Origin of the sequence: Streptomyces racemochromogenes (assembly GCF_039535215.1) — a bacterium.
In the GTDB taxonomy this organism is placed as follows: domain Bacteria; phylum Actinomycetota; class Actinomycetes; order Streptomycetales; family Streptomycetaceae; genus Streptomyces; species Streptomyces racemochromogenes.
Map to the genome: position 1 here is coordinate 1,230,804 of NZ_BAAAWT010000001.1, position 24,224 is coordinate 1,255,027.

20 protein-coding genes are annotated in these 24,224 nt (G+C 73.6%); 10 read left to right on the plus strand and 10 right to left on the minus strand.

The window, feature by feature from the left end:
* Positions 1-144: 144 nt before the first annotated feature.
* From ABD973_RS05755 to ABD973_RS05765, 3 genes are all read right to left on the minus strand, one after another.
* Positions 145-1,473, minus strand: a complete 1,329-nt coding sequence (locus tag ABD973_RS05755) for an MFS transporter (RefSeq protein WP_164720982.1) — start codon at positions 1,471-1,473, stop codon at positions 145-147.
* A 116-nt stretch (positions 1,474-1,589) separates the two neighbouring features.
* Entirely contained in the window at positions 1,590-1,907 is a 318-nt protein-coding gene (locus tag ABD973_RS05760; RefSeq protein WP_125823010.1) for a metal-sensitive transcriptional regulator, read from the minus strand.
* An 84-nt stretch (positions 1,908-1,991) separates the two neighbouring features.
* On the minus strand, positions 1,992-2,981 hold the full coding sequence (locus ABD973_RS05765) for a hypothetical protein (RefSeq protein WP_345498929.1): 990 nt from the start codon (positions 2,979-2,981) through the stop codon (positions 1,992-1,994).
* A gap of 190 nt (positions 2,982-3,171) precedes the next feature.
* Between ABD973_RS05765 and ABD973_RS05770 the strand changes: the two genes are divergently transcribed.
* From ABD973_RS05770 to ABD973_RS05810, 9 genes are all read left to right on the plus strand, one after another.
* A complete protein-coding gene (locus ABD973_RS05770) occupies positions 3,172-3,462 on the plus strand; it encodes a cation transporter (protein WP_125603832.1) in 291 nt (96 codons plus the stop codon).
* A 96-nt stretch (positions 3,463-3,558) separates the two neighbouring features.
* Positions 3,559-5,817 (plus strand): heavy metal translocating P-type ATPase, encoded by a 2,259-nt coding sequence (locus tag ABD973_RS05775; RefSeq protein ID WP_345498933.1) that lies wholly within the window; start codon positions 3,559-3,561, stop codon positions 5,815-5,817.
* A gap of 9 nt (positions 5,818-5,826) precedes the next feature.
* Entirely contained in the window at positions 5,827-6,108 is a 282-nt protein-coding gene (locus tag ABD973_RS05780; protein ID WP_125605416.1) for a metal-sensitive transcriptional regulator, read from the plus strand.
* Positions 6,109-6,265: 157 nt separating this feature from the next.
* Entirely contained in the window at positions 6,266-6,655 is a 390-nt protein-coding gene (locus tag ABD973_RS05785) for a BlaI/MecI/CopY family transcriptional regulator (protein WP_125823007.1), read from the plus strand.
* Positions 6,652-7,560 carry a M56 family metallopeptidase gene (locus ABD973_RS05790; RefSeq protein ID WP_125823006.1) on the plus strand — a complete coding sequence of 303 codons (909 nt, stop codon included), beginning with the start codon at positions 6,652-6,654 and terminating at the stop codon, positions 7,558-7,560. The genes ABD973_RS05785 and ABD973_RS05790 overlap by 4 nt, the downstream gene beginning before the upstream one ends.
* Positions 7,561-7,724: 164 nt before the next feature.
* Complete coding sequence (locus ABD973_RS05795) at positions 7,725-8,204, plus strand: GNAT family N-acetyltransferase (RefSeq protein ID WP_125823005.1); 480 nt, start codon at positions 7,725-7,727, stop codon at positions 8,202-8,204.
* A gap of 180 nt (positions 8,205-8,384) precedes the next feature.
* A complete protein-coding gene (locus ABD973_RS05800; protein ID WP_125823004.1) occupies positions 8,385-9,287 on the plus strand; it encodes an SAM-dependent methyltransferase in 903 nt (300 codons plus the stop codon).
* Positions 9,288-9,375: 88 nt separating this feature from the next.
* Positions 9,376-9,816, plus strand: coding sequence for a Fur family transcriptional regulator (locus ABD973_RS05805; RefSeq protein ID WP_345498939.1), 441 nt, complete (start codon positions 9,376-9,378; stop codon positions 9,814-9,816).
* Positions 9,817-10,040: 224 nt separating this feature from the next.
* Entirely contained in the window at positions 10,041-11,093 is a 1,053-nt protein-coding gene (locus ABD973_RS05810; protein WP_241253419.1) for a helix-turn-helix transcriptional regulator, read from the plus strand.
* Between the two features lie 404 nt (positions 11,094-11,497).
* Here the strand turns inward: ABD973_RS05810 and mshA are convergent, their stop codons facing one another.
* The 3 genes from mshA to ABD973_RS05825 form a co-directional block, all read right to left on the minus strand.
* On the minus strand, positions 11,498-12,832 hold the full coding sequence (mshA, locus tag ABD973_RS05815) for a D-inositol-3-phosphate glycosyltransferase (RefSeq protein ID WP_345498943.1): 1,335 nt from the start codon (positions 12,830-12,832) through the stop codon (positions 11,498-11,500).
* Between the two features lie 284 nt (positions 12,833-13,116).
* Positions 13,117-14,691 carry a class I tRNA ligase family protein gene (locus ABD973_RS05820; RefSeq protein ID WP_345498945.1) on the minus strand — a complete coding sequence of 525 codons (1,575 nt, stop codon included), beginning with the start codon at positions 14,689-14,691 and terminating at the stop codon, positions 13,117-13,119.
* 196 nt (positions 14,692-14,887) lie between these two features.
* A complete protein-coding gene (locus ABD973_RS05825) occupies positions 14,888-16,684 on the minus strand; it encodes an asparagine synthetase B family protein (protein ID WP_345498947.1) in 1,797 nt (598 codons plus the stop codon).
* A 145-nt stretch (positions 16,685-16,829) separates the two neighbouring features.
* On the opposite strand from ABD973_RS05825, the gene ABD973_RS05830 reads away from it, so the two are divergent.
* Positions 16,830-17,573 (plus strand): PIG-L deacetylase family protein, encoded by a 744-nt coding sequence (locus tag ABD973_RS05830; protein ID WP_125601975.1) that lies wholly within the window; start codon positions 16,830-16,832, stop codon positions 17,571-17,573.
* A 78-nt stretch (positions 17,574-17,651) separates the two neighbouring features.
* Here ABD973_RS05830 and ABD973_RS05835 read toward each other — a convergent pair whose 3' ends face one another.
* Genes ABD973_RS05835 through ABD973_RS05850 form a run of 4 tightly spaced genes read right to left on the minus strand, consistent with a single transcriptional unit; the run spans position 17,652 to position 24,224 of the window.
* Positions 17,652-18,329, minus strand: coding sequence for a maleylpyruvate isomerase family mycothiol-dependent enzyme (locus ABD973_RS05835; protein ID WP_125824225.1), 678 nt, complete (start codon positions 18,327-18,329; stop codon positions 17,652-17,654).
* A gap of 14 nt (positions 18,330-18,343) precedes the next feature.
* Positions 18,344-19,750, minus strand: coding sequence for an adenosylhomocysteinase (gene ahcY, locus ABD973_RS05840; RefSeq protein WP_345498952.1), 1,407 nt, complete (start codon positions 19,748-19,750; stop codon positions 18,344-18,346).
* Positions 19,751-19,785: 35 nt separating this feature from the next.
* Positions 19,786-23,244 (minus strand): methionine synthase, encoded by a 3,459-nt coding sequence (gene metH, locus ABD973_RS05845; protein WP_345498954.1) that lies wholly within the window; start codon positions 23,242-23,244, stop codon positions 19,786-19,788.
* Positions 23,241-24,224 carry a carbohydrate kinase family protein gene (locus ABD973_RS05850; RefSeq protein ID WP_125822998.1) on the minus strand — a complete coding sequence of 328 codons (984 nt, stop codon included), beginning with the start codon at positions 24,222-24,224 and terminating at the stop codon, positions 23,241-23,243. Before ABD973_RS05850 ends, metH begins: the two co-directional genes overlap by 4 nt.

Consider the following 24,224-nt stretch of genomic DNA (forward strand, 5'->3'; position numbering starts at 1 on the left):
GATCGCCCCCTTCGGGGTGTGGTGCGGTCGTGGGAGTGGCGCAGTGTGGAGCTGTGTGGTGCCGCCTCAACTGCAGTCGGGAGCAGCCCTGTTGTCAATGTGCCCTTTGGAGCATGATCGTCCGGTTGTCCGGTGTGGTACGGCTCAGCCGCTGGACACGGCCCGGCTCACCGCCTCCAGTCGGCGCAGGCCGGTGCGGCGTTGGAGGAGGGCCAGGGCCGTCACGCCCGCGCCGAGTGCGAGCCAGCCGGGCGGGCCCGCGGCCATGACGGCGCCGGTGAGCAGTGGCGGGCCGACGGCCTTCTGCGCGGAGGAGGAGATGCCGGCCACGCCGAGGTAGGAGGCGCGCGCCTGGCGGGGGGCGAGGGAGACGGCGAGCTCCCAGGAGGACACCGAGCGGACCAGCTCGGCGGCGGTGACCAGGGCGGCCGCGGCCAGCAGCGTCGCGGAGGCGGTCCAGGGTCCGTGCTCGGGGGTGAGGGCGAGGAGGGCGCAGGCGCCGAGCAGGAAGAGCCCGTACCAGGCGACGGCGGCCGCCGCCTGGCGGGGTGCGCGGACCTTCGCCGACACGGGGAGCTGGAGGGCGACGACCAGCACGGTGTTGAGCACGAGGAAGGCGGGGACGACGGCGTGCGGTGCGTCGGTGTGGTGGACCAGCCACAGCGGGAGCCCGACGTCGAGGAGCGAGGCGTCGAGGTTCATCGCGGTGTCGAGGAGGACGAAGCGGAGGTAGCCGCGGTCCCGCCAGGGTCCGGGGGCCGGGGCCTTCGGCCCGGGCGGGCCGTCGCCGGGTACGGGGGCGACGACGCGGCCGTGGCCGCGGGGTTCGCGCGTGCGCCACACCAGGGCGGCGGCCGCCAGGAAGGACAGCGCGTTCCCGAGGATCAGGACCTCGTACGCGCCCCGGGTGCCCACGGCGAGGCCGATGGCGGCGAGGCCCGCGCCGACGGCGCACCCGGCGTTGGCGGCGCTGCGCGACAGGGCCTGGTAGGTGGTGCGGCGTTCGCCCGCCACCCGGGTCGCGAAGAGCATTTCGAGAGTCTTGGCGGCGCGGTCGCCGAGGCAGGTGAGGGCGACGATCACCAGGAGCGCTTCGAAGCGGGTGACGACGAGCATCGCACCGAGGGTCGCCAGGCGCAGCAGGTGACAGGCGATCAGGAGGGGGCGTACGGGGCACCGGTCGGCGAGGTGACCCGCGAGGGGTGAGCCGGCGATGCCGGCGACCGCGCCGGCGCCGAGCAGCAGGCCGAGCCGGCCGGCGTCGAGGCCGACGACGAAGGTGAAGAAGAGCACCGAGGCGGCGGCCCAGATGCCGCTGCCGGTGCGGTCGACGAGCTGGCCGAGCAGCATGATCCGGGCGTCGCGGCCGCCGGGCGGCCGTCTGAGCTGTGCGATCAGTCCGCCGCCGCCGTCGGCGTCTCCGGCCGGGTGGTGGTCCGTGTCGCGTCGCCGTTCCGTGCCGAGCCGCCGCATGGCTGGCCTCCGTCTCCCCCGTGGAAAGTATCTCGATGTCGAGATACCTCACGGCAGCCTGCCCGCCATTCATCTCGACGTCAAGATATTTCCGGCCGGGCCGCGCCTCCCCGGCGTCAGGAGCGGAGCATGCGGGCGATGGCCCGGGAGGCCTCCTCGGCCTTCTCGCGCGCCCCGTCGCCGCCCTCGGCCGCGGCGTCGGCGACGCAGGAGCGCAGGTGGTCCTCCAGCAGGGTCAGCGCGAAGGACTGCAGGGCCTTGGTGGCGGCGCTGACCTGGGTGAGCACGTCGATGCAGTACGTGTCCCCCTCCACCATGCGCTGGAGGCCGCGCACCTGGCCCTCGATGCGGCGCAGCCGCTTGAGGACGTCGTCCTTGTCCGTACGGCGGGCGGGGTCTGCGGGGCGTGCGGAGAGTGCGGTGTAAGCGGTCACGGCGGTCGGATCCTTCCCGTTTGCGTCTCCTGCGTCTCGTACGTCTGGTGCGCAACCCCCCGGGGGGTATCCGGGCGCGCTCGCTCAGTGGGAGTGGGCGCCCGGCTCCTCCGGCGCCGCGGGGGCCGCCGCGGGCCCGGCGGCGGCGCCGCCCGCGTTGACCGTGAAGGCCGCCGTGCGCACCTTGCCCTCGTGCTGGAAGTCCAGGAAGAGGCGGTACGTGCCGGCGCTCGGCGCGGTGGCGGTGAAGGAGACGTCCGGGCCGGGGCCGCCCTCGTTGGGGTGGACGTGCAGGTAGGCGAGGTCTCCGTCGCGCAGGGCGACGAGGTGCCCGTAGGCGCCCAGGTAGGGCTCCAGGTCAGTGACGGGCTTGCCGTCCTTGCTGACCGTGAGCTTGAGCTCGCCGGCCTTGCCGGGGTCGAGGGTCCCGCCCAGGGCCACCCGGTAGCCGTCCACCTCGGCCGCGTTCAGGGCCGGCGGCATCGGGGCCGGCGCGTACGCCCCGGGGACCGAGAGGTCCGCGCCCAGGGTGACGTTCTTCGCGCCGGGCCCGTCCGGGGCGAAGTCGGCGAACGCCTTGTAGGCGCCTGCCGCGGGCAGGTCCACGGGCGCCGACCAGGTGCCGTCCTGCGCCCGCACCGGGTGCAGGTGGCGGTAGACCGTCAGGTCGCGCGAGGCCACGATGAAGTGCAGCTCCTTGCCGTGCTCGGTCTTGTACCCGGTGACCTTGCGGCCCTGCGCGTCCTTGACCGAGAACCGCAGTTCACCCTGGCCGGCCGCGATGTTCGGGGTGTCCAGGCTCAGCGTGTACCCGCCTTCCGAGACCTGGAGTCCGCCGGCCGCCGGCCCCTGGGCCGCCGCCCCCGGGGCGGCGTCATGGCCACCGTGGCCCGCGGGCGCCGCCGCGGATCCTCCGGGCCCCCCGGGTCCGGTGGAGGCCTGCGCCGCGTGGGCGCCGTGGGCCGGCTCGGCTGGTCCGCCCACGGGGCCCACGCCCGCACCCACCCCGTAGGCGGTGCCGAAGGTCGCCGCCAGGGCTGCGGCGAAAACGGTGATCTTCACTCCGGTGTTCATGGCTGATCTCCCCTACGACGTACGTACCAGGGCCGCATCCAGCGGTTCCCTGCACTTCAAGATACCCCCCAGGGGTATCAAGTCAAGCGGGAGGGACACTTGCGGCGCATACCTCTGGGGGGTATATCTGGAGTCAGGCCAGATACCCCCAGCGGGTATCGGCGACTGAGGTCCGATCTAGGAGAAACACATGTCTTCCTGCTGCACCCCCGAAGGCACCTGCGGTACGAACGCCGGCGAGACGACCACCACCGTGGCCGTGGTCGACACGACCGCCACCGTCTACCGCGTGACCGGCATGTCCTGCGGGCACTGCCGGACCGCCATCACCGCCTCGGTCGGCGCGCTCGACGGGGTCGTCTCCGTCGACGTGGACGTCGACGCGGGCCTGGTCACGGTGACCACCGCAGGCGAGCCCGACGACGCCGCGGTCACCGCGGCGGTCGACGACGCCGGCTACGAGCTGACCGGCCGGGCCTGACACCCGGTCAGTCCCCCGACCCACCCGGCCGCCGGGGCCCCGTCCGTCCCACCGGGCCCCGGCCCCCACCCCGCGCTCGAACGAGGAGCAGCACTCATGACCACCATCACTCCCGGCGCCGCCCAGGTCGAGCTCGCCATCGGCGGCATGACCTGCGCCTCGTGCGCGGCACGCATCGAGAAGAAGCTCAACCGCATGGACGGCGTCGAGGCCACCGTCAACTACGCCACCGAGAAGGCCAAGGTCACCTTCGACGCCGACATCTCCGTCGCGGACCTGATCGCCACCGTCGAGGCCACCGGCTACACCGCGCAGGAGCCCAGGGCGCCGCGCACCGACGGCGCCGCCGGCCCCGAGGGGGAACAGCCCGAGCACGACGAACTCGCGCCGCTGCGCCAGCGGCTCGTCACCGCCGTCTCGCTCGCGGTGCCCGTCATCGCGATGGCGATGGCCCCGGCCCTCCAGATCGACTACTGGCAGTGGCTCTCGCTGACCCTGACCGCGCCCGTCGTCACGTACGCGGCCTGGCCCTTCCACCGCGCCGCCTGGACCAACGCCAGGCACGGCGCGGCCACCATGGACACCCTGATCTCGGTGGGCACCATCGCCGCGTTCCTGTGGTCGCTGTGGGCGCTGTTCTTCGGCACCGCCGGCACCCCCGGCATGACGCACGCCTTCGAGTTCAGCATCGCCCGCACCGACGGCGCGGGGAACATCTACCTGGAGGCCGCGGCCGGCGTCGTCGCCTTCATCCTGGCGGGCCGGTACTTCGAGGCCAAGTCCAAGCGCAAGGCCGGCGCGGCCCTCAAAGCCCTGCTGGAACTGGGCGCCAAGGAGGTCACCGTGCTGCGCGGCGGCCGCGAGGTGACCGTGCCGACCGCCGACCTCCAGGTCGGGGACCGCTTCCTGGTCCGCCCCGGCGAGAAGATCGCCACCGACGGCACCGTCGTCGAGGGCTCCTCGGCCGTCGACGCCTCCATGCTCACCGGCGAGTCCGTGCCCGTGGAGGTCTCCGCCGGCGACTCCGTCACCGGCGCCACGCTCAACGCCGGCGGCCGCCTGGTCGTCGAGGCCACCCGGGTCGGATCCGACACCCAGCTCGCCCGGATGGCCCGGCTGGTCGAGGACGCCCAGAACGGCAAGGCCGCCGCCCAGCGGCTCGCCGACAAGATCTCCGCGGTGTTCGTCCCCGTCGTCATCGGACTGGCCCTGGCCACCCTCGGGTTCTGGCTCGGCACCGGCTCGGGCCTGGCGGCCGCCTTCACCGCCGCCGTCGCCGTACTGATCATCGCCTGCCCCTGCGCCCTGGGCCTGGCCACCCCGACCGCCCTCATGGTCGGCACCGGCCGCGGCGCGCAGCTCGGCATCCTGATCAAGGGTCCCGAGGTCCTGGAGAGCACCCGCAAGGTCGACACCATCGTCCTGGACAAGACCGGCACCGTCACCACCGGCCAGATGACCCTGCTGCGCGTGCACACCGCCGACGGCACCGACGAGGCCGAGGTGCTGCGCCTCGCCGGAGCGCTGGAGCACTCCTCCGAACACCCCATCGCGCAGGCCGTCGCCGCCGGCGCCGCCGCCCGGGTCGGCACCCTGCCCACCCCCGAGGACTTCGCGAACATCCCCGGCCTCGGCGTCCAGGGCGTCGTCGAGGGCCACGCGGTCCTCGTCGGCCGCGGCAGGCTCCTGGCCGAATGGGCGATGGAACTGCCCGTGCACCTGGAGCGCGCCAAGTCCGAGGCGGAGGCCGCCGGCCGCACCGCCATCGCGGTGGCCTGGGACGGCGAGGCCCGCGCGGTCCTGGAGGTCGCGGACGCCGTCAAGGACACCAGCGCCGAGGCGATCCGCAGGCTGCGCGCCCTCGGCCTCACCCCGATCCTGCTGACCGGCGACAACAAGGCCGTCGCCGAGACGGTGGCCCGCGAGGTGGGCATCGACGAGGTCATCGCCGAGGTCATGCCGCAGGACAAGGTGGACGTCGTCAAGCGGCTCCAGGCCGAGGGCCGCAGCGTCGCGATGGTCGGCGACGGCGTCAACGACGCGGCCGCGCTCGCCCAGGCCGACCTGGGCCTGGCGATGGGCACCGGCACCGACGCGGCCATCGAGGCCGGCGACCTGACCCTCGTACGCGGTGACCTGCGGGCCGCGGCCGACGCCATCCGGCTCGCCCGCAAGACCCTCGGCACGATCCGCTCGAACCTGTTCTGGGCCTTCGCCTACAACGTGGCCGCCCTGCCGCTCGCCGCGGCGGGACTGCTCAACCCGATGATCGCCGGTGCGGCCATGGCCTTCTCCTCGGTCTTCGTCGTCGGCAACAGCCTGCGTCTGCGCGGCTTCCGGGCCGCCACCGACTGAGGAGTCCCCGTGGCCGGTTACTCAGAACACAAGGACGACGTCATCAGACGGCTGCGGCGGATCGAGGGCCAGGTCCGCGGCGTGCAGCGGATGGTCGCCGAGGACGTCTACTGCGTCGACGTGCTCACCCAGGTCTCCGCGATCAACGCCGCACTCCGGTCCTGCGCCGTGACCCTCCTCGACGAACACCTCGCCTGCTGCGTCACCGAGGCCGTCGCCAGGGGCGGGGACGAGGCGGACACCAAGGTCGTCGAGGCGACCCGGGCCATCGCCCGCCTGATCCGCACCTGACGGGCCCCTCCCCCGGCCCCTCGGCCGCCGCCCCTCCACCGGAACCCCCGGTGGAGGGGCGGCGGCCGTCCGGGGCCCGCGTACCTGGCCCGGGTATGCCCCCGGCGCCGGGGCGGGCCGTACGATGAGCCGCTCGCGAGGGGGAGGTCCGAGAGGGATGCGCGTACGCCGGCTGGGAGAGCTGGAGGCCGAGATCATGGACCGGGTGTGGCAGTGGGAACGCCCCGCCTCGGTCCGCGAGATCGTGGACGACATAAACCGGGTCCGCAAGGTCGCCTACACCACCGTCATGACCGTGGCGGACATCCTGTACCGCAAGGGCTGGCTCAGCCGCGAGAAATCCGGCCGGGCCTGGATGTACGAGGCGGTGCGCAGCCGCGAGGAGTACACCGCGGCGCTGATGCAGGACGCGCTCGGCGACAGCCAGGACCGCAGGGCGACGCTGCTGCGGTTCGTGGAGCGGATGTCCCACGAGGACGTGGAAGCCCTGGACGAGGCGCTGCGCGCCGCCCGCACCGACCGGCCGGCCGAGGGGCGCGGCCGGTGAACCACCACGTCCTGCCGCCCCTCGGACTCGCCCTGGTTACCGGTCTGGTGCTGCCGTTACTGCTGGTGCGCGCCCGCTGGGCCCAGCAGGTGCCCCGGCTGGGGCTGGCCGCCTGGATCGCCTGCGGCGCCGCCTTCGCGCTGTCCACGGCCCTGCTGCCGGCGCAGCTGCTGCTCCCCGCGGAGACCAGCCACCGGCTCGTCGACGCCGTGCTGACCCTGACCCCGCCCTCCCGCGGGCGGCTGGCCGCGGCCACGGCGCGCGAGGCCCTCGCCGCGCTGGCGGCCCTGGCGGTGCTGGCGGTACCGGCCACCGGTTTCGTACGCGAACTCGTGCGGGCGCGCCGGGCCCGCACCCGGCACGCCGAACTGCTGCGCCTCGTCGGCCGGTACGACTCCCGGCTCGGGGCGACGGTCCTGCAGGACGCGCGCCCGGCGGTGTACTGCCTGCCGGGGCGGTCGCGGCGGGTGGTGGTGTCCTCGGGGGCGCTTGAGGTGCTGACGGAACAGGAGCTGGCCGCGGCGCTCGCCCACGAGCGGGCGCACATCGGCGGCCGGCACCACCTGCTGGTCGCGGCGGCGGGCGCGTACTCGGCGGTGTTCCGCCGGCTGCCGCTGGCCCGGATCGGCGGGCGGACGGTGCCGCTGCTGCTGGAGATGGCGGCCGACGACCGGGCGCTGCGCGGCTGTTCGAGCGACGCGCTGGCCACGGCGCTGTACGCGCTGGCCTCGGGGCGGGCGCCGCGCAGGGCGTTCGCGGCGGGCGGGCCGTCGGCGGCGCTGCGGATGCGGCGCATCCTGGGGCCGCGCCGGGCGGGACGTCCCGTGCTGCGCGGGGTGCTGGCGGTGGGCGCGGCCGTGTCGGCGGTCGTTCCGCTGGTGGTCGCGTGTTGTTGGACGTCCTGACAGCGGATTGCGCTCGTCCTCTCTCCGGCCCCAACCCGGTTAGCCCCAACCCGGTTAATTACTAAGCCAATTCGTAGATTTCCCGCCGCCCCCGGCCACTCGAATTGCCCGCTATTCTGAGCGCGTGCGGGCTCAGGACCGGTACGGCGAGAGGTGCGGAAAGAATGCTGCTGGCTGACGTGCGGACGGCAGCGCCCGGTGACGCGACGGCGATTTCCCGGCTCCTCGCCGAAGCGATTCGCGACGGCTACGGCGAGACCCTCGGGGAAATCCGGGTCGGCCGGCTGGTGTCGGACCATTGCGCCCTGCCCCGCATTCGAGCGGAAATTGGAATTCCCGGCGGAGCTCCCGCCTGGCTGGGCTGGCTGGTCGCGGCCGACACCGACGGCACCGTGGTGGGCGCCGTCTCGGGCGGCGTGCCGGTCGACGCCGAGGGCGAGATCTACGCCCTGTGCGTGACCCCGGCCCGGCAGCGGGAGGGCGTGGGCACGGCGCTGCTGGAGGCGGCCACCGACCGGATGCGGGCGCACGGGGCCGCGTACCAGCGGATCACCCTGCCCGGCGAACAGGCCCCCGCACTCCCCTTCTTCACCCACCACGGCTTCGGCACGCTCACGCCGGTCAGGCTCGGCCGCAGCCTCTGACGGCCGCCGCCCGTCCCGCGCCGGGGCGTGGCAGATCCACGCCATCGCGTGTTCACGCAGCCCGCCGCTCTGGCCCCGGACCTCCCGCCCAGGACAGGATTTCCCCAGCGGTGCGGTCCCGGCGGCACGGGAGCTCCGCCCGCCCCGGACGGCTGGACCGAGCGACCCCCTGGAGGAGCGATGAACACACCGAGCGGCGTCTTTTCCCCGCCCCGACCTCCGGTCGTGCCCGCCCCGTCCCTGCCCCTCGCGCCGGCCGCGCCCCTCGCGCCGGCCGCGCGCACGGCCGCCGTCCCGTCGTACGCGGGCTTCCTGCCCGGCCTGGAGTCGGCCGCGCCCGCCGACGAGGACTCGCTCTGGCTCCAGGACGCCCTGCTGGGCCCGCACAGCGCGGACATCGTCCGCTACCTGGGCCTCGCGCGGGACTGCGGCGGCGGCCCGGTGCTGGACCTGGGCTGCGGCGCGGGGCGGCTCGCGGTGCCGTTCGCCCGGCAGGGCTTCCGGGTCGAGGCCGTGGACCGGGACGCCGACAGCCTGGAGCGGCTGCGGGCCTGGGGCAGGCGGATCGGGCCGCACGTCTCGGAGCGCCTGGTCACCACCCGCGCCGACCTCGCGGGGCTGCGGCTGCGGGGCGGGTACCGGCTGGTCCTGCTGGCCGGGGCGATGATCTCCGCCGTGCCGCCCGGGGCCCGTCCCGGGCTGCTGCGCGAGATCGCCGCGCACCTGGAGCCGGGCGGCGCGCTCGCCCTGGACTTCACGGCGCACCAGCTGCGCGGCCTGGCGCAGGACCCCTCGCGCACCTGGGCGTTCCAGGTGCCGCGGTTCGACGGGGTGGAGGAGTGGACGGTGGCCCGCCAGGAGTTCGACCTGGACGGCATGCGGGAGCACATCACCTACCACTCCGTCCGGACGGGCAAGCCGGGCAGCGAACGGGTGGTCACGGCCACCCGGAAGTGGATCGTCGACCCGGAGCGGCTGACCGCCGAACTGCACGGGGCGGGCCTGCGCGTGGAGCGCCGCCGCGGTCACCGCGTGGACGAGCGGACCCAGAGCGTCCTGCTCGTCTGCCGGGCCCGGGACTGACCCCTCGGCCGCCGTTCCGCGAGGTCGGGCAAGAGGTACGATGCCCACAAAGGTTTGATCGGACCAGATCGCGGATGGTGGCGGGGAGATGGCTGTCGTGGAGGAGTCGACCGGCCGCGAGGCGGTGATCCAGCGCCTCCGCGACGTCGGGCTGCGGGTCACCGGGCCGCGCCTCGAAGTGCTGCAAGTGCTGTCGGCGGGCGGCCACATGGACGTCGAGTCCCTCACCGCCGCCGCCCGCGAGCGGCTCGGGACCCTCACCAGCCAGGCGGTCTACGAGATGCTGCGGCACTTCCTGGAGACCGGGCTGGCGCAGAAGTTCGACCGCCCCGGCCTGCCGGCCGTCTTCGAGATCGCCGGCCCGCCCCACCAGCACGCGCTGTGCGTGCGCTGCGGCCGGGTGGAGAACGTGCGGGCGGAGGTGCCCGAGCCGGCCGGCGACACGATCCGCGCGTGGCGCATGGGCGAAGGCGCCGAGATCACCTTCAAGGGGCTGTGCCCCGACTGTCAGGCCGCGCCGCGCGACTGACGGCCCACCCCCGGCCGTCTCCCGTCGGCCGCAAGGGAGTTGGCGCGCGGAAGGTCCCGTACCACCCCCGCCGGAGCCCCGTCCGGGCCGGCCGGAAGCGCAGTCGCGCACCTCAGAGGCACCCTGTGACGCCCGTCACATCCCGTTCGCGGGGACGGGAGCCCTCCCATAGGTATGTGCCAAAGTGTGACTGTCGATTCGTAAGATGAGGGGGTCGCTTCGCGATGGCAACGGGCGACGGCAGGGACGGCATCCAGTCCGCCGACAGGGTGCTGGCCTTCTATCAGGAGCTGCGCCTGCGCGGGGTGTCCGACCTGAACGAGGTCTTCCGGGAGCTCGGCATCGCGCCCGAGGAGTACGAGAAGTGGCGCGCCGAGCTGACCTCCCTCGGCCTGATCGTACCGACCGGCACCACCCACGCCACCCGCGCCGACCTCCAGTCCGGCGCCTGGGAGCCGGGGCCCGACGCGGTCACCGTGATCGACCCCGAGATCGCCCTGCTGCGGATGCTCCAGCGCGAACGCGAGCGGCTGCGCGAGCACCTCGACGAGTCCGACCGGGCGTACAGCGCGCTGGAGAACCTGGTCGGACGGTTCCTGCGGCCCGGCTCGCTGAACGCGTCCGACGTCGAGGTCGAGATCCTCGACGACTACGGCCGGATCCAGCAGGTGCTGGAGGACATCACCGACGTCATCCGGCACGACCTGACGTCCATGCACGTCACTGCGCTGGTCCGGGAGGTCGCCGACCGGGTGCTCAGCCGCGACCGCCGGCAGATCGACAACGGGGTGCGCATCCGGGCCATCTACCACCAGCGCATCACCACCTCGCCGGAGGCGGTGGAGATGCTCCGCCGCCGGGTCGAGGCGGGGGTGGAGATCCGGCTCTCCCCCGCCGTCCCGATGAACATGATCATCGCGGACCAGCAGTTCGCCGTGCTGCCCGTACACCCCGAGGACCGCGCGGCCGGCGCGATCCTCGCCCGCGGCCCCGCCCTGGTCCGCTCCTACCTCGCGCTGTACGAGCACTGCTGGCACGCGGCCACCCCCTACGGCGACGACGTCGCGCCGGAACTCGGCGGCGACGGCCTTTCGGAACAGCAGCGGGCCGCCCTGAAAATGCTCGCCTCGGGAATGAAGGACGAGAAGGTCGCACGAAATCTCGGGGTGTCCCTGCGGACGGTGAGCCGCATGCTGTCCGAGCTGATGCAGGAAATGGGCGCCTCGAGCCGTTTCGAGGCCGGCGTACGCGCCCAGCGGCTCGGCTGGCTGGACTGATTTCACAGGACACGCACCGGGAAAACGAAAAGCCCCGCGTCCGCGGGAGGCGGTCACGGGGCTTCGGCCCGCCCGCCCGAGCGGGGCAGGCCGGGCGGGTCAGGGCCTTCAGTCCCAGCCGTTGCCGTCCGCGCGGGACACCGCGCCGACGGCGACGGCCCCGGTACAGGACGGGCGGACGAGAGCGGCGTGACGGGAGTTCGCGCGGATTCCGGTGGTGCGCACGACGGACATGATTCCTCCAGGAAGTCTGAATATCGATTCCATCTCCGCGGATCCGTGCCGCCGGTATTCCGTCGAAGACATCTCCATTCTCATATGGATTCCGCGCCCGGACCACTTTCCTGTAGCGCCTTTAGGGCGGATCTGGAGTTCATACAGACGTTACACCTGCACACCTTTGGTCAGCTCAAAAGAGCTGTTAGGGTGGCCCTCCGGCCTTCTCGGCCCTCCAGGGGAGAGGCGTCGGCGAGGCAGGAGCGTGCCGCCGCTCCTGCCTCACTCACCTCCGGCCCCCACCGCTCCTCGCGCAGCACGTCCCGGTAGACCTCCAGGGTGCGCGCGGCCGCGGCCCGCCAGCTCATGCTCCGCGCGTGGCGCACCGCCGCCCGCCCCATCCGCGCGGCCTCCTCCGGCCGCCCGGCGAACCAGTGCAGCCAACGGGCGTACTCCAGCGGGTCGTTGCCGCGTACGAGCCGTCCCGTCACCCCGTCGCGCACGGCGGTCGGCAGCCCGCCGACCGCCGACGCCAGCACCGGGGTCCCGCAGGCCTGCGCCTCCAGAGCGACCAGCCCGAAGGACTCGCTGCGCGAGGGCACCAGCAGCACGTCCGCCGCCCGGTACCACTGCGCGAGCTCCGCCTGCGGCACCGGCGGGCAGTGCCGCAGTACGTCCGACACCCCCAGCTCTCGCGCCAGCTCCCAGGCCCCGCCGCGTGGCCCGGCCCCCGAGTCGCCGCCCACCACCGGGACGATGGTCCGCCGGCGCAGCCCCGGTTCCCGGCGCAGCAGTTCGGCGACGGCCCGGACCATCACGTCCGGGCCCTTCAGGGGCTGGACGCGGCCCGCGTACAGGGGGACGAACGCGCCGGCCGGCAGTCCCAGCCGGGCCCGCGCCGCCGCCCGCCCCCGGCCGGGCCCGAAGGTGCGCAGGTCGACCCCCGGCCGGACGACCTCCGTGCGCCGCTCCTCGGCCGCGTACAGCTCGCGCAATGCCCGTGCCTCGTCGGCGGTGTTGGCGATGAGGCGGTCCGCGGAACCGACGACCTGGTGCTCGCCGCGGATCCGCAGCTCCGGCTCGGGGGCGTCGCCGTCGGCGAGGGCCCCGTTCTTCACCCGGGCCAGGGTGTGCGCGGTGTGCACCAGCGGGATCCGCCAGCCGGCCGCGGCGATCCGGCCCGCCTGGCCGGAGAGCCAGTAGTGCGAGTGGACCAGGTCGTAGCGGCGCTCCCGCTTGAGCAGCGCCAGCGAGAACGGAACGACCAGGGCGGGCATGTCCTCCTTGGCGAGGGCGGCGCGCGGGCCGGCCTCCAGGTGGTGCACGCGTACGCCGGGGCCGAGGGCGTCCGGGGAGGGGCGGGCCTCGCCCCGGCAGCGGGTGAACAGGTCCACTTCGACGCCGTGTTCGGCGAGCGCGCGGGACAGCTGGACCATGTAGACGTTCATGCCGCCCGCGTCCCCGGTGCCGGGCTGGTGCAGCGGCGAGGTGTGGACGCTGAGCATGGCGACGCGCAGGGACACGTGGAGCTCCTACGGGCAGGGGCCGCGCCCGCCCCGCACCGCCGGGCGACCGGCGCGCGGTCACGCGGCGAGGAAGGGTTTCTGTCGTGGTGCGGTGGTGCGGTGGTGCGCTCGCGCGGGGGGCGTGCGGCGTCGGGCGGGGTGTGGGCGTCGGGCGCGGGGTGCGCGTCGGGCGCGGGGTGCGCGTCGGCCCCGGTGTCGGCGTCGTGCGCGCCGGGCCCGTGGTGTGCGTCGTGCGCGGCGTGCGCGTGCCGTCGGTGCGGGAGGCGCGCCGCGGCCCGGCGCTAGAAGCCGAACACCGGTCCCGATGGCGGGGCCAGGCGCGTGCCCGGGGCCGGCGGGACGAGGGCGGCGGCCGAGACCGGGCCGCCCGGTCGCGTCCTGAGGGCGGCGGCCAGCCGGTCCGCGCCCTCCGGCATCACCGGGCGCGCCCACGCGCCCAGCGCCCGGGCCACCGCCAACTGCGCGGCCAGCACCGGCAGGTGGCGGCCGGCGCCGGTGGGGCGGTGGGCCTCGTGCGCGTTGACGTGCCCGAAGTCCGCCGCGGAACGCACCATCTCGTCGAGCAGCGCGACCGCCCTGCGCGGGTCGAAGCCCTCCGGGGAGTAGGCCTCGCGCAGGTCCTCCAGCCCGCGCAGCAGCCGGCGCTCCAGCAGCTCCCAGCCGGAGCCTGCGGGAAGGGCTTCCGGGGCCCGTCCCGCGCACTCCTCGCGGACGGCGGCGAAGAGCCGGGCGAGCCAGCTGTTCCAGCTCTCGTCCAGCTCCCGGCGGGCGGCGGCGAGCCGGTCGGCGCGGAAGGCCGTGCGGCGGCCGAGCGGGCGGGCCTGCAGGACGTGCCGGCGCAGGGTGTCCGAACCGTACTCGGTGATCAGGTCCAGCGCCCAGGCCTTCGGGCCGGAGCCCCGGACGAGCGCCTCGTCCTCGATGAGGTACGCCTCGTTGACGCAGAAGTGCTGGGGCAGCTTGAGCCCCTGGGCGAACAGCACCACCGGCAGCAGCACCGCGTGGCAGAAGGCGTGGCCGAACCCGCAGAAGTGGACGGCCCGTTCGGGCAGCGGCCGGTCACCGTGGCCGAAGAGGTGCATGGCGGCCGCCTCGAAACAGCCGTCGATCCGGTGCTCGGGGAACCCGTCGACGGGGACGGGCAGCCCCCACCCGGCGGGGTGGGACACCGCGATGTCCGGCAGCCCGTCCTCCACGAGCGACTCGCACAGCGCGGCCAGCCTCGGCGGCAGCCCGGTGCCGGCCCAGTACTCGGCGAGGGCCTCGCGGTACGGCTCCAGCGGGACGTACAGCCGCCGGCAGCGCCGGAGCGAGGCCGGGGAGTCGCACAGGGCGCAGCGCGGCTCCAGCAGGTCGCCCCCGTCGTTGGGGCGGGCGCACTCGTGGCACATCCCGCCCTCGCAGGCCGCCGCGCAGTGCGGGCAGGTGCCGGTGACGTGTGCTCCGTGGAGCCAGCGTCCGCAGGGCTCGCAGTACGGGGTCAGGCGGGTGCGGGCGGCGATGACGCCGTCCGCGTGGAGCTGCCGGAAGAGCTCCGTCAGCCGGCCCCGGTAGCCCTTGTCCTGGCGGGGTCGCACGACGTGGTCGAACTCGACTCCCGAGCGCAGCCAGTCCGACGTGATCGCGGCGCGGTACCCCTCGGCGACCTCCTCCGGTTTGCGGCCGGCGCGGAGCGCGCGGACGTGGACGGAGCTGTCGTGGTCGGCGGTGCCGGTGGTGAACCGGACGGGTTCGCCCTCGGCCCGCAGGAACCGGGCGAGTACGTCGGCGGCGACGTACGGTCCTGCGAGATGGCCGACGTGCAGTTCGCCGTGGGTGGCCGGCGGGGTCGCGGTGATCCAGACGGGGGTGCTCATGGGACCTCCTTGACGCTGTGGTGCGAAGGACGCAGCGAGGCTCGGAACGGAAGGGACAGCGGGTGCCCAGCCAAGACTGACAGAGAAACGGACCGCCCGGTCTGGTATCGGCTTGCGCGTTCGCGCCGTTGCGTGGACACGCCAGCGGACCTCCCCACGGCCGGTGCGCGGCCGGTGCGCGGCCGGTGCGCGGCCCTCAGGCGGCGCAGTCCGCCGGCACCCGCAGCCCCCGCACCACCTCGGTCCACAGCTCGTACGTGGCCAGCGCCCACAGCGCGAGCGCGTCGCCGTCCGAGGGCCGCTCCAGCTGGCGGGCCAGCAGGGTCCGCACCCGGTCCGGCCGGACCTGCCCGGCCCGCGCCAGCCGCTCCGCCGACAGCAGGTCGCGTACGGGTTCCAGCAGCGGCCCGCCGGGGGCGAGCATCGCGGTGACCGGCAGCGCGAACGGCTGCCGGGGCCGCCGCCGTACGGCCCGGGGCAGCAGCTCCCGGCCCGCCTCGGCCAGTGCCCGCCGGTCCTGGAGCAGGCGCGGCGGCAGGGCCCGGGCGTGCGCGGCCACCTGCGGCCGGCAAAGCGGCGTCCGCGCTTCGACGGCCGAGGCCATGCCCAGGTGGTCGAGCCGGCGCAGGTGCCGGGACGGCAGCCGCCAGCGGCCCTCGAACGCGGTGACCGCCGCCAGCCGGTCTCCGCCCGCCGAGCGCAGTTCCCGTTCGACGCGGTCGGCGGCCGAGCCCTCCTCCTCGATGAAGGCCCGGTAGTCGGGCGTGTACAGGTACTCGCGCAGCAGCCTCGGCGCGGCGGACAGCCCGTCCGTGTAGGCGGCGGCCCAGTCGGCGACGAACGGGCCCGTGCCCGCCACCCGCGTACGCGCGTCGGCACCGAACAGCTCGTCGGCGCCGTCCCCGGTCAGGGCCACGCTGTACCCGGCCCGCCGCACGGCCCGGAAGAGGGCGTACGTGCTCAGCGCGGCCGGATCGGCGTCGGGCTGCCCCAGGTGGCGGGTGGTGAGGGTCAGCAGCGACCCCAGCTCGGCCGGGTCCAGGGCGACTTCGTGGTGGACGGTACGGGTGTGCCGGGCCACCGCGCGGGCGTACGCGGCCTCCCCGTCGGGCCACCGCCCCCGGTAGCGGAGGTGGAAGCCGTGTGGGGCGGGCGCCCCCGCCTCCCGGGCGTACTCGGCCGTCAGCGCGGTGACCAGGCCCGACGCGAGCCCGCCGCTGGTGAGGACGCACACCGGCACATCGGCCCGCGCGAGGCGGCGCACCTCCCGGCGGAGCACGTCCGCGGTGGACCGGCGTCCCCGCTCGGGGGCCGGCGGTGCCGGGAGCCGCCGCAGCGCCGCCGGTCTGCCCGGGTGCACGACGGCGGTCACGCCGGGCGGCAGGGTACTGATGCCCTCCAGGGCGGTCCGGGCGGTGATCGGGGTGCGCAGGGCGAGGACGGTGTCGAGGCTGTCCGCACGCGGCGCCGCCCGCACCCTGTCGAACGCCAGCAGCGCCGGGATCTCGGAGGCGAACCGGAACGCCCCGTCCGCGCCCTGGTGGTAGTGCAGGGACCTGCCGCCCATGGGGTCCACGGCCAGGACCAGGCGGGGGGCCGCGCGGACGTCGACGACGGCGACGGCGAACATCCCGTCGAGGCGCTGCGCGAATCCCGTCCCGTACTCGGCGTACAGCGCGGGCAGCAGCGTGCCGTCGCACAGGTCGGGGAAGCGGTGGCCGCGGGCGGCGAGTTCGCGCCGCAGCTCGGCGTGGTTGTAGATCTCCCCGCCCAGGACGGCGACCACCCCCGGCAGGTGGGCCAGCCGGTACGGCTGCCGCCCGCCGCGCGGGTCGGTCACCGCGAGCCGGTCGCAGCCCAGCGCCCACCCCGGCCCGCGCAGCACCTGGTGCCCGTCGGGGCCGCCGTGCCGCTGCCGGGCCGAGACGGCCGCCAGCTCGGCCGGGTCGGGTGCGGCCGCGCCGGCCGCGAGCGAGCCGAAGATCCTGCCCATGCCGGACGCCTCCGCTTCCCACGCGTGCGTGGTTCCCTCGACGATGTGGAGCAGTCAGACCTGCGCGTGGCGTACAGGCGACATGTCGCGAGTACGCCAAAGGGGCCGCCTTGCGGCGGGTGCCCGAGCCCAACACGCTGATCACATGGAACACTTCGCGACCGATCACACAGACCGCAGCGCCCCCGAATCCCTGCTGGTCGTGGCCGCGCACCCGGACGACATCGAGTTCTGCGTCAGCGGGACGGTCATGCGGTGGATCGCGCAGGGCACCACCCGGGTGACGTACTGCATCGTCACCGACGGCGGTGCGGGCGGCTACGACGAGCAGCTCCCGCGCCAGGCCATGGGGGACCTGCGCCGGGCCGAGCAGGTCCACTCGGCCAAGCGCAGCGGCGTCGACGACGTCCGCTTCCTCGGCTACCCGGACGGTTACGTCGAGGCGAGCGTGGAGCTGCGCCGGGACCTGTGCCGGGTGATCCGGCAGGTCCGGCCGCAGCGTGCCGTCATCCCGAGCCCGGAGATCAACTGGGGCCGGATCGCGGACCTGCACCCGGACCACCGGGCGGTGGGCGACGCCGCCCTGCGGGCCGTCTACCCCGAGGCGCGCAACCCGTTCGCGCACCCCGAACTCCTCAAGGAGGAGGGCCTGGAGCCGTGGATCGTGCCGGAGCTGTGGCTGATGACGGGGCCGACGCCCAACCAGTACATCGACGTCACCCCCGTCTTCGACCGCAAGGTCGAGGCCCTGCGCATCCACACCTCGCAGACCGCGCACTTCGACGACCTGGCGGGGCTGCTGCGGGAGTGGCTGGGCGAGCACGCCCGGGCGGCGGGGCTGCCCCCGGGCCGGATGGCGGAGGCCTTCCAGGTCGTCAGGACCGACTGACCGGCCGGGGGCCTTCCCGGGGCCGGGCCGCGTGCGCCCTGTGGGGCGTACGGGACCCGGCCGTCGTGCTGTCCGGGGTCACCGGTAGACGAGCAGTTCCGCCTCGGCCGCGCCCGCCAGTTCGTAGCGGGTCGCGACCAGGGGGCGGCCGGAGTAGAGGCGGATCAGCGTCGCCGCGTCGCCCCGGAAGCGGGCCGGGGGCCGGCCCGGCACCTCGTTGCCCAGGACCAGCGGGCCCCCGGGGCCGCCGGTGTCCGCGACCAGCCGGGGCGTGTCCCGTTTGCGGCTGACCATCCGCAGCAGGGGCAGGGCCAGCGGCAGGCTGTCCCCGGCGTACGCCCCGGGCTCCCCGAAGGCCGCGCGGACGTCGCCCGCGTGGATCCACTCCCCCAGGGCCACGGCGTCGAGCGTGCCGTCGCCCCCGGCGATGACCGGGCCGGCCTCGCCGAGCCCGCGCTCCAGCTCGTCCACGATCCGCGCCAGCGGCCACTCCGCGCGTTCGGCCACGTCGGCGGCGTTGGCGGCGGGCAGGAACACGCCTTCCTCCAGCCGGCCCTCCACGATGCGAACCAGGGCGGCGCCGCAGTGCGCGAGCACGTCCCGTACGGTCCACCCCGGGCAGGCGGTGCGCAGCCCGAACGCCGACTCCGGCGTACGCCGCAACAGCGGGAGCAGCGCGTCCCGTTCGGTGCGCAGCAGCCGGTCGGGCAGCCACGGGTCGCGCACCTCGGCGTCGGCTTCCACGGCCGCTTCCATGATGGCCACGGCCGTCAGTAGCGGTAGTGGTCGGGCTTGTACGGGCCCTCGACCTCGACGCCGATGTACGCGGCCTGCTCGGGGCGCAGGGTGGTGAGCTTGACGCCGAGGGCGTCGAGGTGGAGGCGGGCGACCTTCTCGTCGAGGTGCTTGGGGAGCACGTAGACGTCGGTCGGGTACTCGGACGGCTTGGTGAAGAGCTCGATCTGGGCCAGGGTCTGGTCCGCGAAGGAGTTCGACATCACGAACGAGGGGTGGCCGGTGGCGTTGCCCAGGTTCAGCAGGCGGCCCTCGGACAGCACGATCAGGACCTTGCCGTCGGGGAACTTCCAGGTGTGGACCTGCGGCTTGACCTCGTCCTTGACGATGCCCTCGATCTTCGCGAGGCCGGCCATGTCGATCTCGTTGTCGAAGTGGCCGATGTTGCCCACGATGGCCTGGTGCTTCATCTTGGCCATGTCCGAGGCCATGATGATGTCCTTGTTGCCGGTCGTGGTGATGAAGATGTCCGCGGTCTCCACCACGTCCTCGAGGGTGGCGACCTGGTAGCCGTCCATCGCCGCCTGCAGCGCGCAGATCGGGTCGATCTCGGTGACGATGACGCGCGCGCCCTGGCCGCGCAGCGACTCCGCACAGCCCTTGCCCACGTCGCCGTAGCCGCAGACGACCGCGACCTTGCCGCCGATCAGGACGTCGGTGGCACGGTTGATGCCGTCGATCAGCGAGTGCCGGCAGCCGTACTTGTTGTCGAACTTCGACTTGGTGACGGCGTCGTTCACGTTGATCGCCGGGAAGAGGAGGGCGCCGGCCTGGTGCATCTCGTAGAGGCGGTGGACACCGGTCGTGGTCTCCTCCGTCACCCCCCGGATCCCGGAGGCGAGCTCGGTCCAGTTCAGGGCGGAGCGGCCCAGGAGTTCGAGGACGAGGGCCATCTCCTCGTTGTCGGCCGTCGACGGGTCGGGAACGGCCCCGGCCTTCTCGAACTCGACGCCCTTGTGGACCAGGAGGGTGGCGTCCCCGCCGTCGTCCAGGATCATGTTCGGGCCCGCGTGCCCGGGCCAGGTCAGCGCCTGCTCCGTGCACCACCAGTACTCCTCCAGCGTCTCGCCCTTCCAGGCGAAGACGGGGATCCCCGCGGCCGCGATGGCCGCGGCCGCGTGGTCCTGCGTCGAGTAGATGTTGCAGGACACCCAGCGGACCTCCGCGCCGAGGGCGACGAGGGTCTCGATCAGCACGGCGGTCTGCACGGTCATGTGCAGGGAGCCGGTGATGCGGGCGCCGGCCAGCGGCTGCGCCTCGGCGTACTCCTCGCGGATCGACATCAGACCCGGCATCTCGTGCTCGGCCAGGGTGATCTCCTTGCGGCCGAAGGCGGCAAGGGAAAGGTCCGCGACCTTGAAGTCCGTGAACCCGTCAGACATGGGAAGTGCTCCTTGAACTCGTCCGGCGCCGGAGGTCATCGGCGGCCTCCGGCATTGAAGTAGCCGGCCTCGGGGTGGTGGATGACGATGGCGTCGGTGGACTGCTCGGGGTGGAGCTGGAACTCCTCCGAGAGGTGGACGCCGATCCGCTCCGGCCGGAGCAGGTCGGCGATCTTGGCGCGGTCCTCCAGGTCGGGGCAGGCCGGGTAGCCGAGGGAGTAGCGGCAGCCCTGGTACTCGGTGCGGAACATGCCGTCCATGGCCGCCGGATCCGACCCGGCGATGCCGAGCTCGGCGCGGACGCGGGCGTGCCAGTACTCGGCGAGGGCCTCGGCGAGCTGGACGGAGAGGCCGTGCAGCTCCAGGTACTCGCGGTAGGAGTCGGACTCGAACAGCCTGGCCGTGGCCTCGCCGATCCTGGAGCCGACGGTGACCACCTGGAGGCCGACGACGTCGGCCTCGCCGGAGTCCTCCGGGCGGAAGAAGTCGGCGAGGCAGAGCCGACGCCCGCGGCGCTGGCGGGGAAAGGTGAACCGGGTGCGCTCTCCCCCGTCCTCGTCCAGGACGATCAGGTCGTCGCCCTTGGAGACGCAGGGGAAGTAGCCGTAGGCCACGGCGGCCTCCAGGAGCCGCTCGGTGTGCAGCCGGTCCAGCCAGCCGCGCAACCGGGGCCGGCCCTCCGTCTCGACGGACTCCGCGTCCTTGAGGCCCCACTGGCCCTTGAAGAGCGCCTGCTCGTCGAGCCAGCCCGCGTACTCCTTGAGCGGGACGCCCTTGACGACCCGGGTGCCGAGGAACGGCGGGGTGGGCACCCGGTTGTCGACGGCGACGTCGGAGCGGGCGCCGGACTCCTCCGGCTCGTGCACGTCGAGTACGGCCGCCCGCTGCGGTACGCGGCGCTGCTTGAGGGGCGGGAGTTGGGCGCCGGGGACGCCGCGCTTGACGGCGATCAGCGCGTCCATCAGCCGCAGGCCTTCGAACGCGTCCCGGGCGTAGCGGACCTCGCCCTCGTAGATCTCGTGGAGGTCCTGTTCGACGTAGGCGCGGGTGAGGGCGGCGCCGCCGAGGATCACCGGGTAGTCGGCCGCCAGCTTGCGCTGGTTGAGCTCCTCCAGGTTCTCCTTCATGATCACCGTGGACTTCACCAGCAGCCCGGACATGCCGATCACGTCGGCCTTGTGCTCCTGCGCGGCCTCCAGGATCGCCGAGACCGGCTGCTTGATGCCGATGTTCACCACGTTGTAGCCGTTGTTGGTCAAGATGATGTCGACCAGGTTCTTGCCGATGTCGTGGACGTCCCCGCGGACCGTGGCCAGCACGATCGTGCCCTTGCCCTCGTCGTCCGTCTTCTCCATGTGCGGCTCGAGGTAGGCGACCGCCGTCTTCATCACCTCCGCCGACTGCAGGACGAACGGCAGCTGCATCTGCCCGGAACCGAACAGCTCACCGACGACCTTCATGCCCTCCAGCAGGGTGTCGTTAACGATGTCCAGCGCCGGCCGGGTCTGGAGTGCCTCGTCCAGGTCCGCCTCCAGGCCGTTCTTCTCGCCGTCGATGATCCGCCGCTGGAGCCGCTCCTCCAGCGGCAGCGCCAGGAGCTCCTCCGCACGGCCGGCCTTCAGCGACTTGGTGTTCACCCCCTCGAAGAGGGCCATCAGCTTCTGCAGCGGGTCGTAGTCACCCTCACGCCGGTCGTAGATCAGGTCGAGGGCGGTGCTGACCTGCTCCTCGTCGAACCGGGCGATCGGCAGGATCTTCGACGCGTGCACGATCGCCGAGTCCAGACCCGCCTTGACGCACTCGTCCAGGAACACCGAGTTCAGCAGCACCCGGGCCGCCGGATTCAGACCGAAGGAGATGTTCGACAGACCCAGCGTCGTCTGCACGTCCGGATGACGGCGCTTGAGCTCACGGATCGACTCGATCGTCGCGATCCCGTCCTTACGGGACTCCTCCTGCCCCGTGCAGATCGTGAACGTCAGCGTGTCGATGAGGATGTCCGACTCCCGGATCCCCCAGTTCGACGTCAGGTCCTCGATGAGGCGTTCGGCGATGGCGACCTTGTGCTCGACCGTGCGGGCCTGGCCCTCCTCGTCGATGGTCAGCGCGATCAGCGCAGCACCGTGCTCCCGCGCCAGACGGGTCACCTTCGCGAACCGCGAGTCCGGCCCGTCACCGTCCTCGTAGTTGACCGAGTTGATGACCGCACGCCCGCCCAGCTTCTCCAGCCCCGCCTGGATCACGGGCACCTCGGTCGAGTCCAGGACGATGGGCAGGGTGGAGGCGGTGGCGAAACGCCCCGCCAGCTCCCGCATGTCCGCGACACCGTCACGGCCCACGTAGTCCACGCACAAATCCAGCATGTGCGCGCCCTCACGGATCTGGTCCCGCGCCATCTCCACACAGTCGTCCCAGCGGCCCTCCAGCATCGCCTCACGGAACTTCTTCGACCCGTTCGCGTTCGTCCGCTCACCGATCGCCATGTACGAGGTGTCCTGCCGGAACGGCACCGTCTGATAGAGCGACGCCGCACCCGCCTCCGGCTGCGGACTGCGCTCGGTCACCGCCGTGCCCCGCACCCGCTCCACCACCTGCCGCAGATGCTCCGGCGTCGTACCACAGCAGCCGCCCACCAGGGAGAGCCCGTACTCACGGACGAAGGTCTCCTGCGCGTCCGCCAGCTCGGAGGCCGACAGCGGATAGTGCGCGCCCTGCTTCGTCAGCACCGGCAGGCCCGCGTTCGGCATGCACGACAGCGGGATCCGCGCGTTGCGGGCGAGGTAGCGCAGGTGCTCGCTCATCTCCGCCGGACCCGTCGCACAGTTCAGACCGATCATGTCGATCCCCAGCGGCTCCAACGCCGTCAGCGCCGCACCGATCTCCGACCCCAGCAGCATCGTGCCGGTCGCCTCCACCGTGACCTGGACGATCAGCGGGAGGTCTCCCATGCCGCACCAGTCCAGTGCCCGTCGCGCGCCGATGACGGCGGCCTTGGTCTGGAGGAGGTCCTGGGTGGTCTCCACGAGCAGCGCGTCCGCGCCGCCGCGGACCAGGCCCTCGGCGCTCTGCTGGTAGGCGTCGCGCAGGGGCTCGTACCCCACGTGCCCGAGGGTGGGCAGCTTGGTGCCGGGGCCCAGGGACCCCAGCACCCAGCGGGGCCGGCCGTCCCGGGCGGTGTGCGCGTCCGCCGACTCGCGGGCGATGCGGGCTCCGGCCTCGGAGAGTTCGTAGACCTTGTCCTCGATGCCGTACTCGGCGAGCGCGGACAGGTTGCTGCCGAAGGTGTTGGTCTCGACGCAGTCCACGCCGACGGCGAAGTAGGCGTCGTGGACCGAGCGGACGATGTCGGGGCGGGTCAGGTTGAGGACCTCGTTGCAGCCCTCCAGTCCGAGGAAGTCGTCCAGGGCGGGGTCGGCCTCCTGGAGCATCGTGCCCATGGCGCCGTCCGCGACGACGACGCGTCTGGCGAGTTCCTCCCGCAGTGACCGTCTCATTCCAGAGCCCCCAGGTGTGTGGACAGTTCCGTCGCGGTGGCCGGGCCGTAGGCGGTGCGGAGCCGGGCCAGCAGCGGTTCGCGTTCCAGGCGGTACTCCTGCGTGCCGGTGTGGTCGAGGACGGTCGCGGCGACCGCGCAGCCCAGCCGGGCCGCGTACCGCTCGGCGACGCCCCAGGCCGTCCCGGCGAGGAAGCCGGCCCGGAAGGCGTCGCCGACGCCCGTCGGGTCGACGACCTCGGCGACCGGCACGGCGGGGACGGTGAGGGTCTCGCGGCCTTCCGCGCGGATCCGTACGCCGTCCTCGCCGCGCGTGGTGACCCAGGAGCCGACGCGCCGCAGGACCTGCTCCTCGGTGAGTCCGGACCGCTCGCACAGCAGGGCGGACTCGTACTCGTTGGTGAACAGCCGCTGCGCGCCGTCGACCAGTTCGCGCACCTCGTCGCGGTCGAGCCGGGCCAGCTGCTGGGAGGGGTCGGAGGCGAAGGGGATGCCGAGTTCGCGGCAGCCCCGGGTGTGCCGGAGCATGGCCTCGGGGTCGTCCGGGGAGACCAGGACCAGGTCCGGCCGGCCGTGGCGGGTGACGACCTCCCGCAGGTCGATCTCGCGGGCTTCGGCCATCGCGCCGGCGTAGAAGGTCGCGATCTGGTTCTGCTCCCGGTCGGTGGTGCAGACGAAGCGGGCGGTGTGGCGGGTGTCGCTGACGCGGACGGAGTCGGTGTCCACCCCGTGGTCCTTGAGCCACACCCGGTAGGGCTCGAAGTCCCCGCCCACCGCGCCCACCAGGGACGGGCGCAGTCCCAGCACGCCCAGCCCGAAGGCGATGTTCGCCGCCACCCCGCCCCGTCGCACTTCCAGGTTGTCGGCGAGGAACGACAGGGAGACCCGGTCCAGCCGGTCCGCGAGCAGCTGGTCCGCGAACCGGCCGGGGAAGGTCATCAGGTGATCGGTCGCGATGGACCCGGTGACAGCGATGCGCAT

Coding starts and splice junctions, on each gene's coding strand:
- ABD973_RS05755 (WP_164720982.1), bottom strand. CDS start 1,473: ATGCGGCGGCTCGGCACGGAACGGCGACGCGACACGGACCACCACCCG.
- ABD973_RS05765 (WP_345498929.1), bottom strand. CDS start 2,981: ATGAACACCGGAGTGAAGATCACCGTTTTCGCCGCAGCCCTGGCGGCG.
- ABD973_RS05770 (WP_125603832.1), top strand. CDS start 3,172: ATGTCTTCCTGCTGCACCCCCGAAGGCACCTGCGGTACGAACGCCGGC.
- ABD973_RS05775 (WP_345498933.1), top strand. CDS start 3,559: ATGACCACCATCACTCCCGGCGCCGCCCAGGTCGAGCTCGCCATCGGC.
- ABD973_RS05785 (WP_125823007.1), top strand. CDS start 6,266: ATGCGCGTACGCCGGCTGGGAGAGCTGGAGGCCGAGATCATGGACCGG.
- ABD973_RS05795 (WP_125823005.1), top strand. CDS start 7,725: ATGCTGCTGGCTGACGTGCGGACGGCAGCGCCCGGTGACGCGACGGCG.
- ABD973_RS05800 (WP_125823004.1), top strand. CDS start 8,385: ATGAACACACCGAGCGGCGTCTTTTCCCCGCCCCGACCTCCGGTCGTG.
- ABD973_RS05805 (WP_345498939.1), top strand. CDS start 9,376: ATGGCTGTCGTGGAGGAGTCGACCGGCCGCGAGGCGGTGATCCAGCGC.
- ABD973_RS05810 (WP_241253419.1), top strand. CDS start 10,041: ATGGCAACGGGCGACGGCAGGGACGGCATCCAGTCCGCCGACAGGGTG.
- ABD973_RS05820 (WP_345498945.1), bottom strand. CDS start 14,691: ATGAGCACCCCCGTCTGGATCACCGCGACCCCGCCGGCCACCCACGGC.
- ABD973_RS05825 (WP_345498947.1), bottom strand. CDS start 16,684: ATGGGCAGGATCTTCGGCTCGCTCGCGGCCGGCGCGGCCGCACCCGAC.
- ABD973_RS05830 (WP_125601975.1), top strand. CDS start 16,830: ATGGAACACTTCGCGACCGATCACACAGACCGCAGCGCCCCCGAATCC.
- ABD973_RS05835 (WP_125824225.1), bottom strand. CDS start 18,329: ATGGAAGCGGCCGTGGAAGCCGACGCCGAGGTGCGCGACCCGTGGCTG.
- ahcY (WP_345498952.1), bottom strand. CDS start 19,750: ATGTCTGACGGGTTCACGGACTTCAAGGTCGCGGACCTTTCCCTTGCC.
- metH (WP_345498954.1), bottom strand. CDS start 23,244: ATGAGACGGTCACTGCGGGAGGAACTCGCCAGACGCGTCGTCGTCGCG.
- ABD973_RS05850 (WP_125822998.1), bottom strand. CDS start 24,224: ATGCGCATCGCTGTCACCGGGTCCATCGCGACCGATCACCTGATGACC.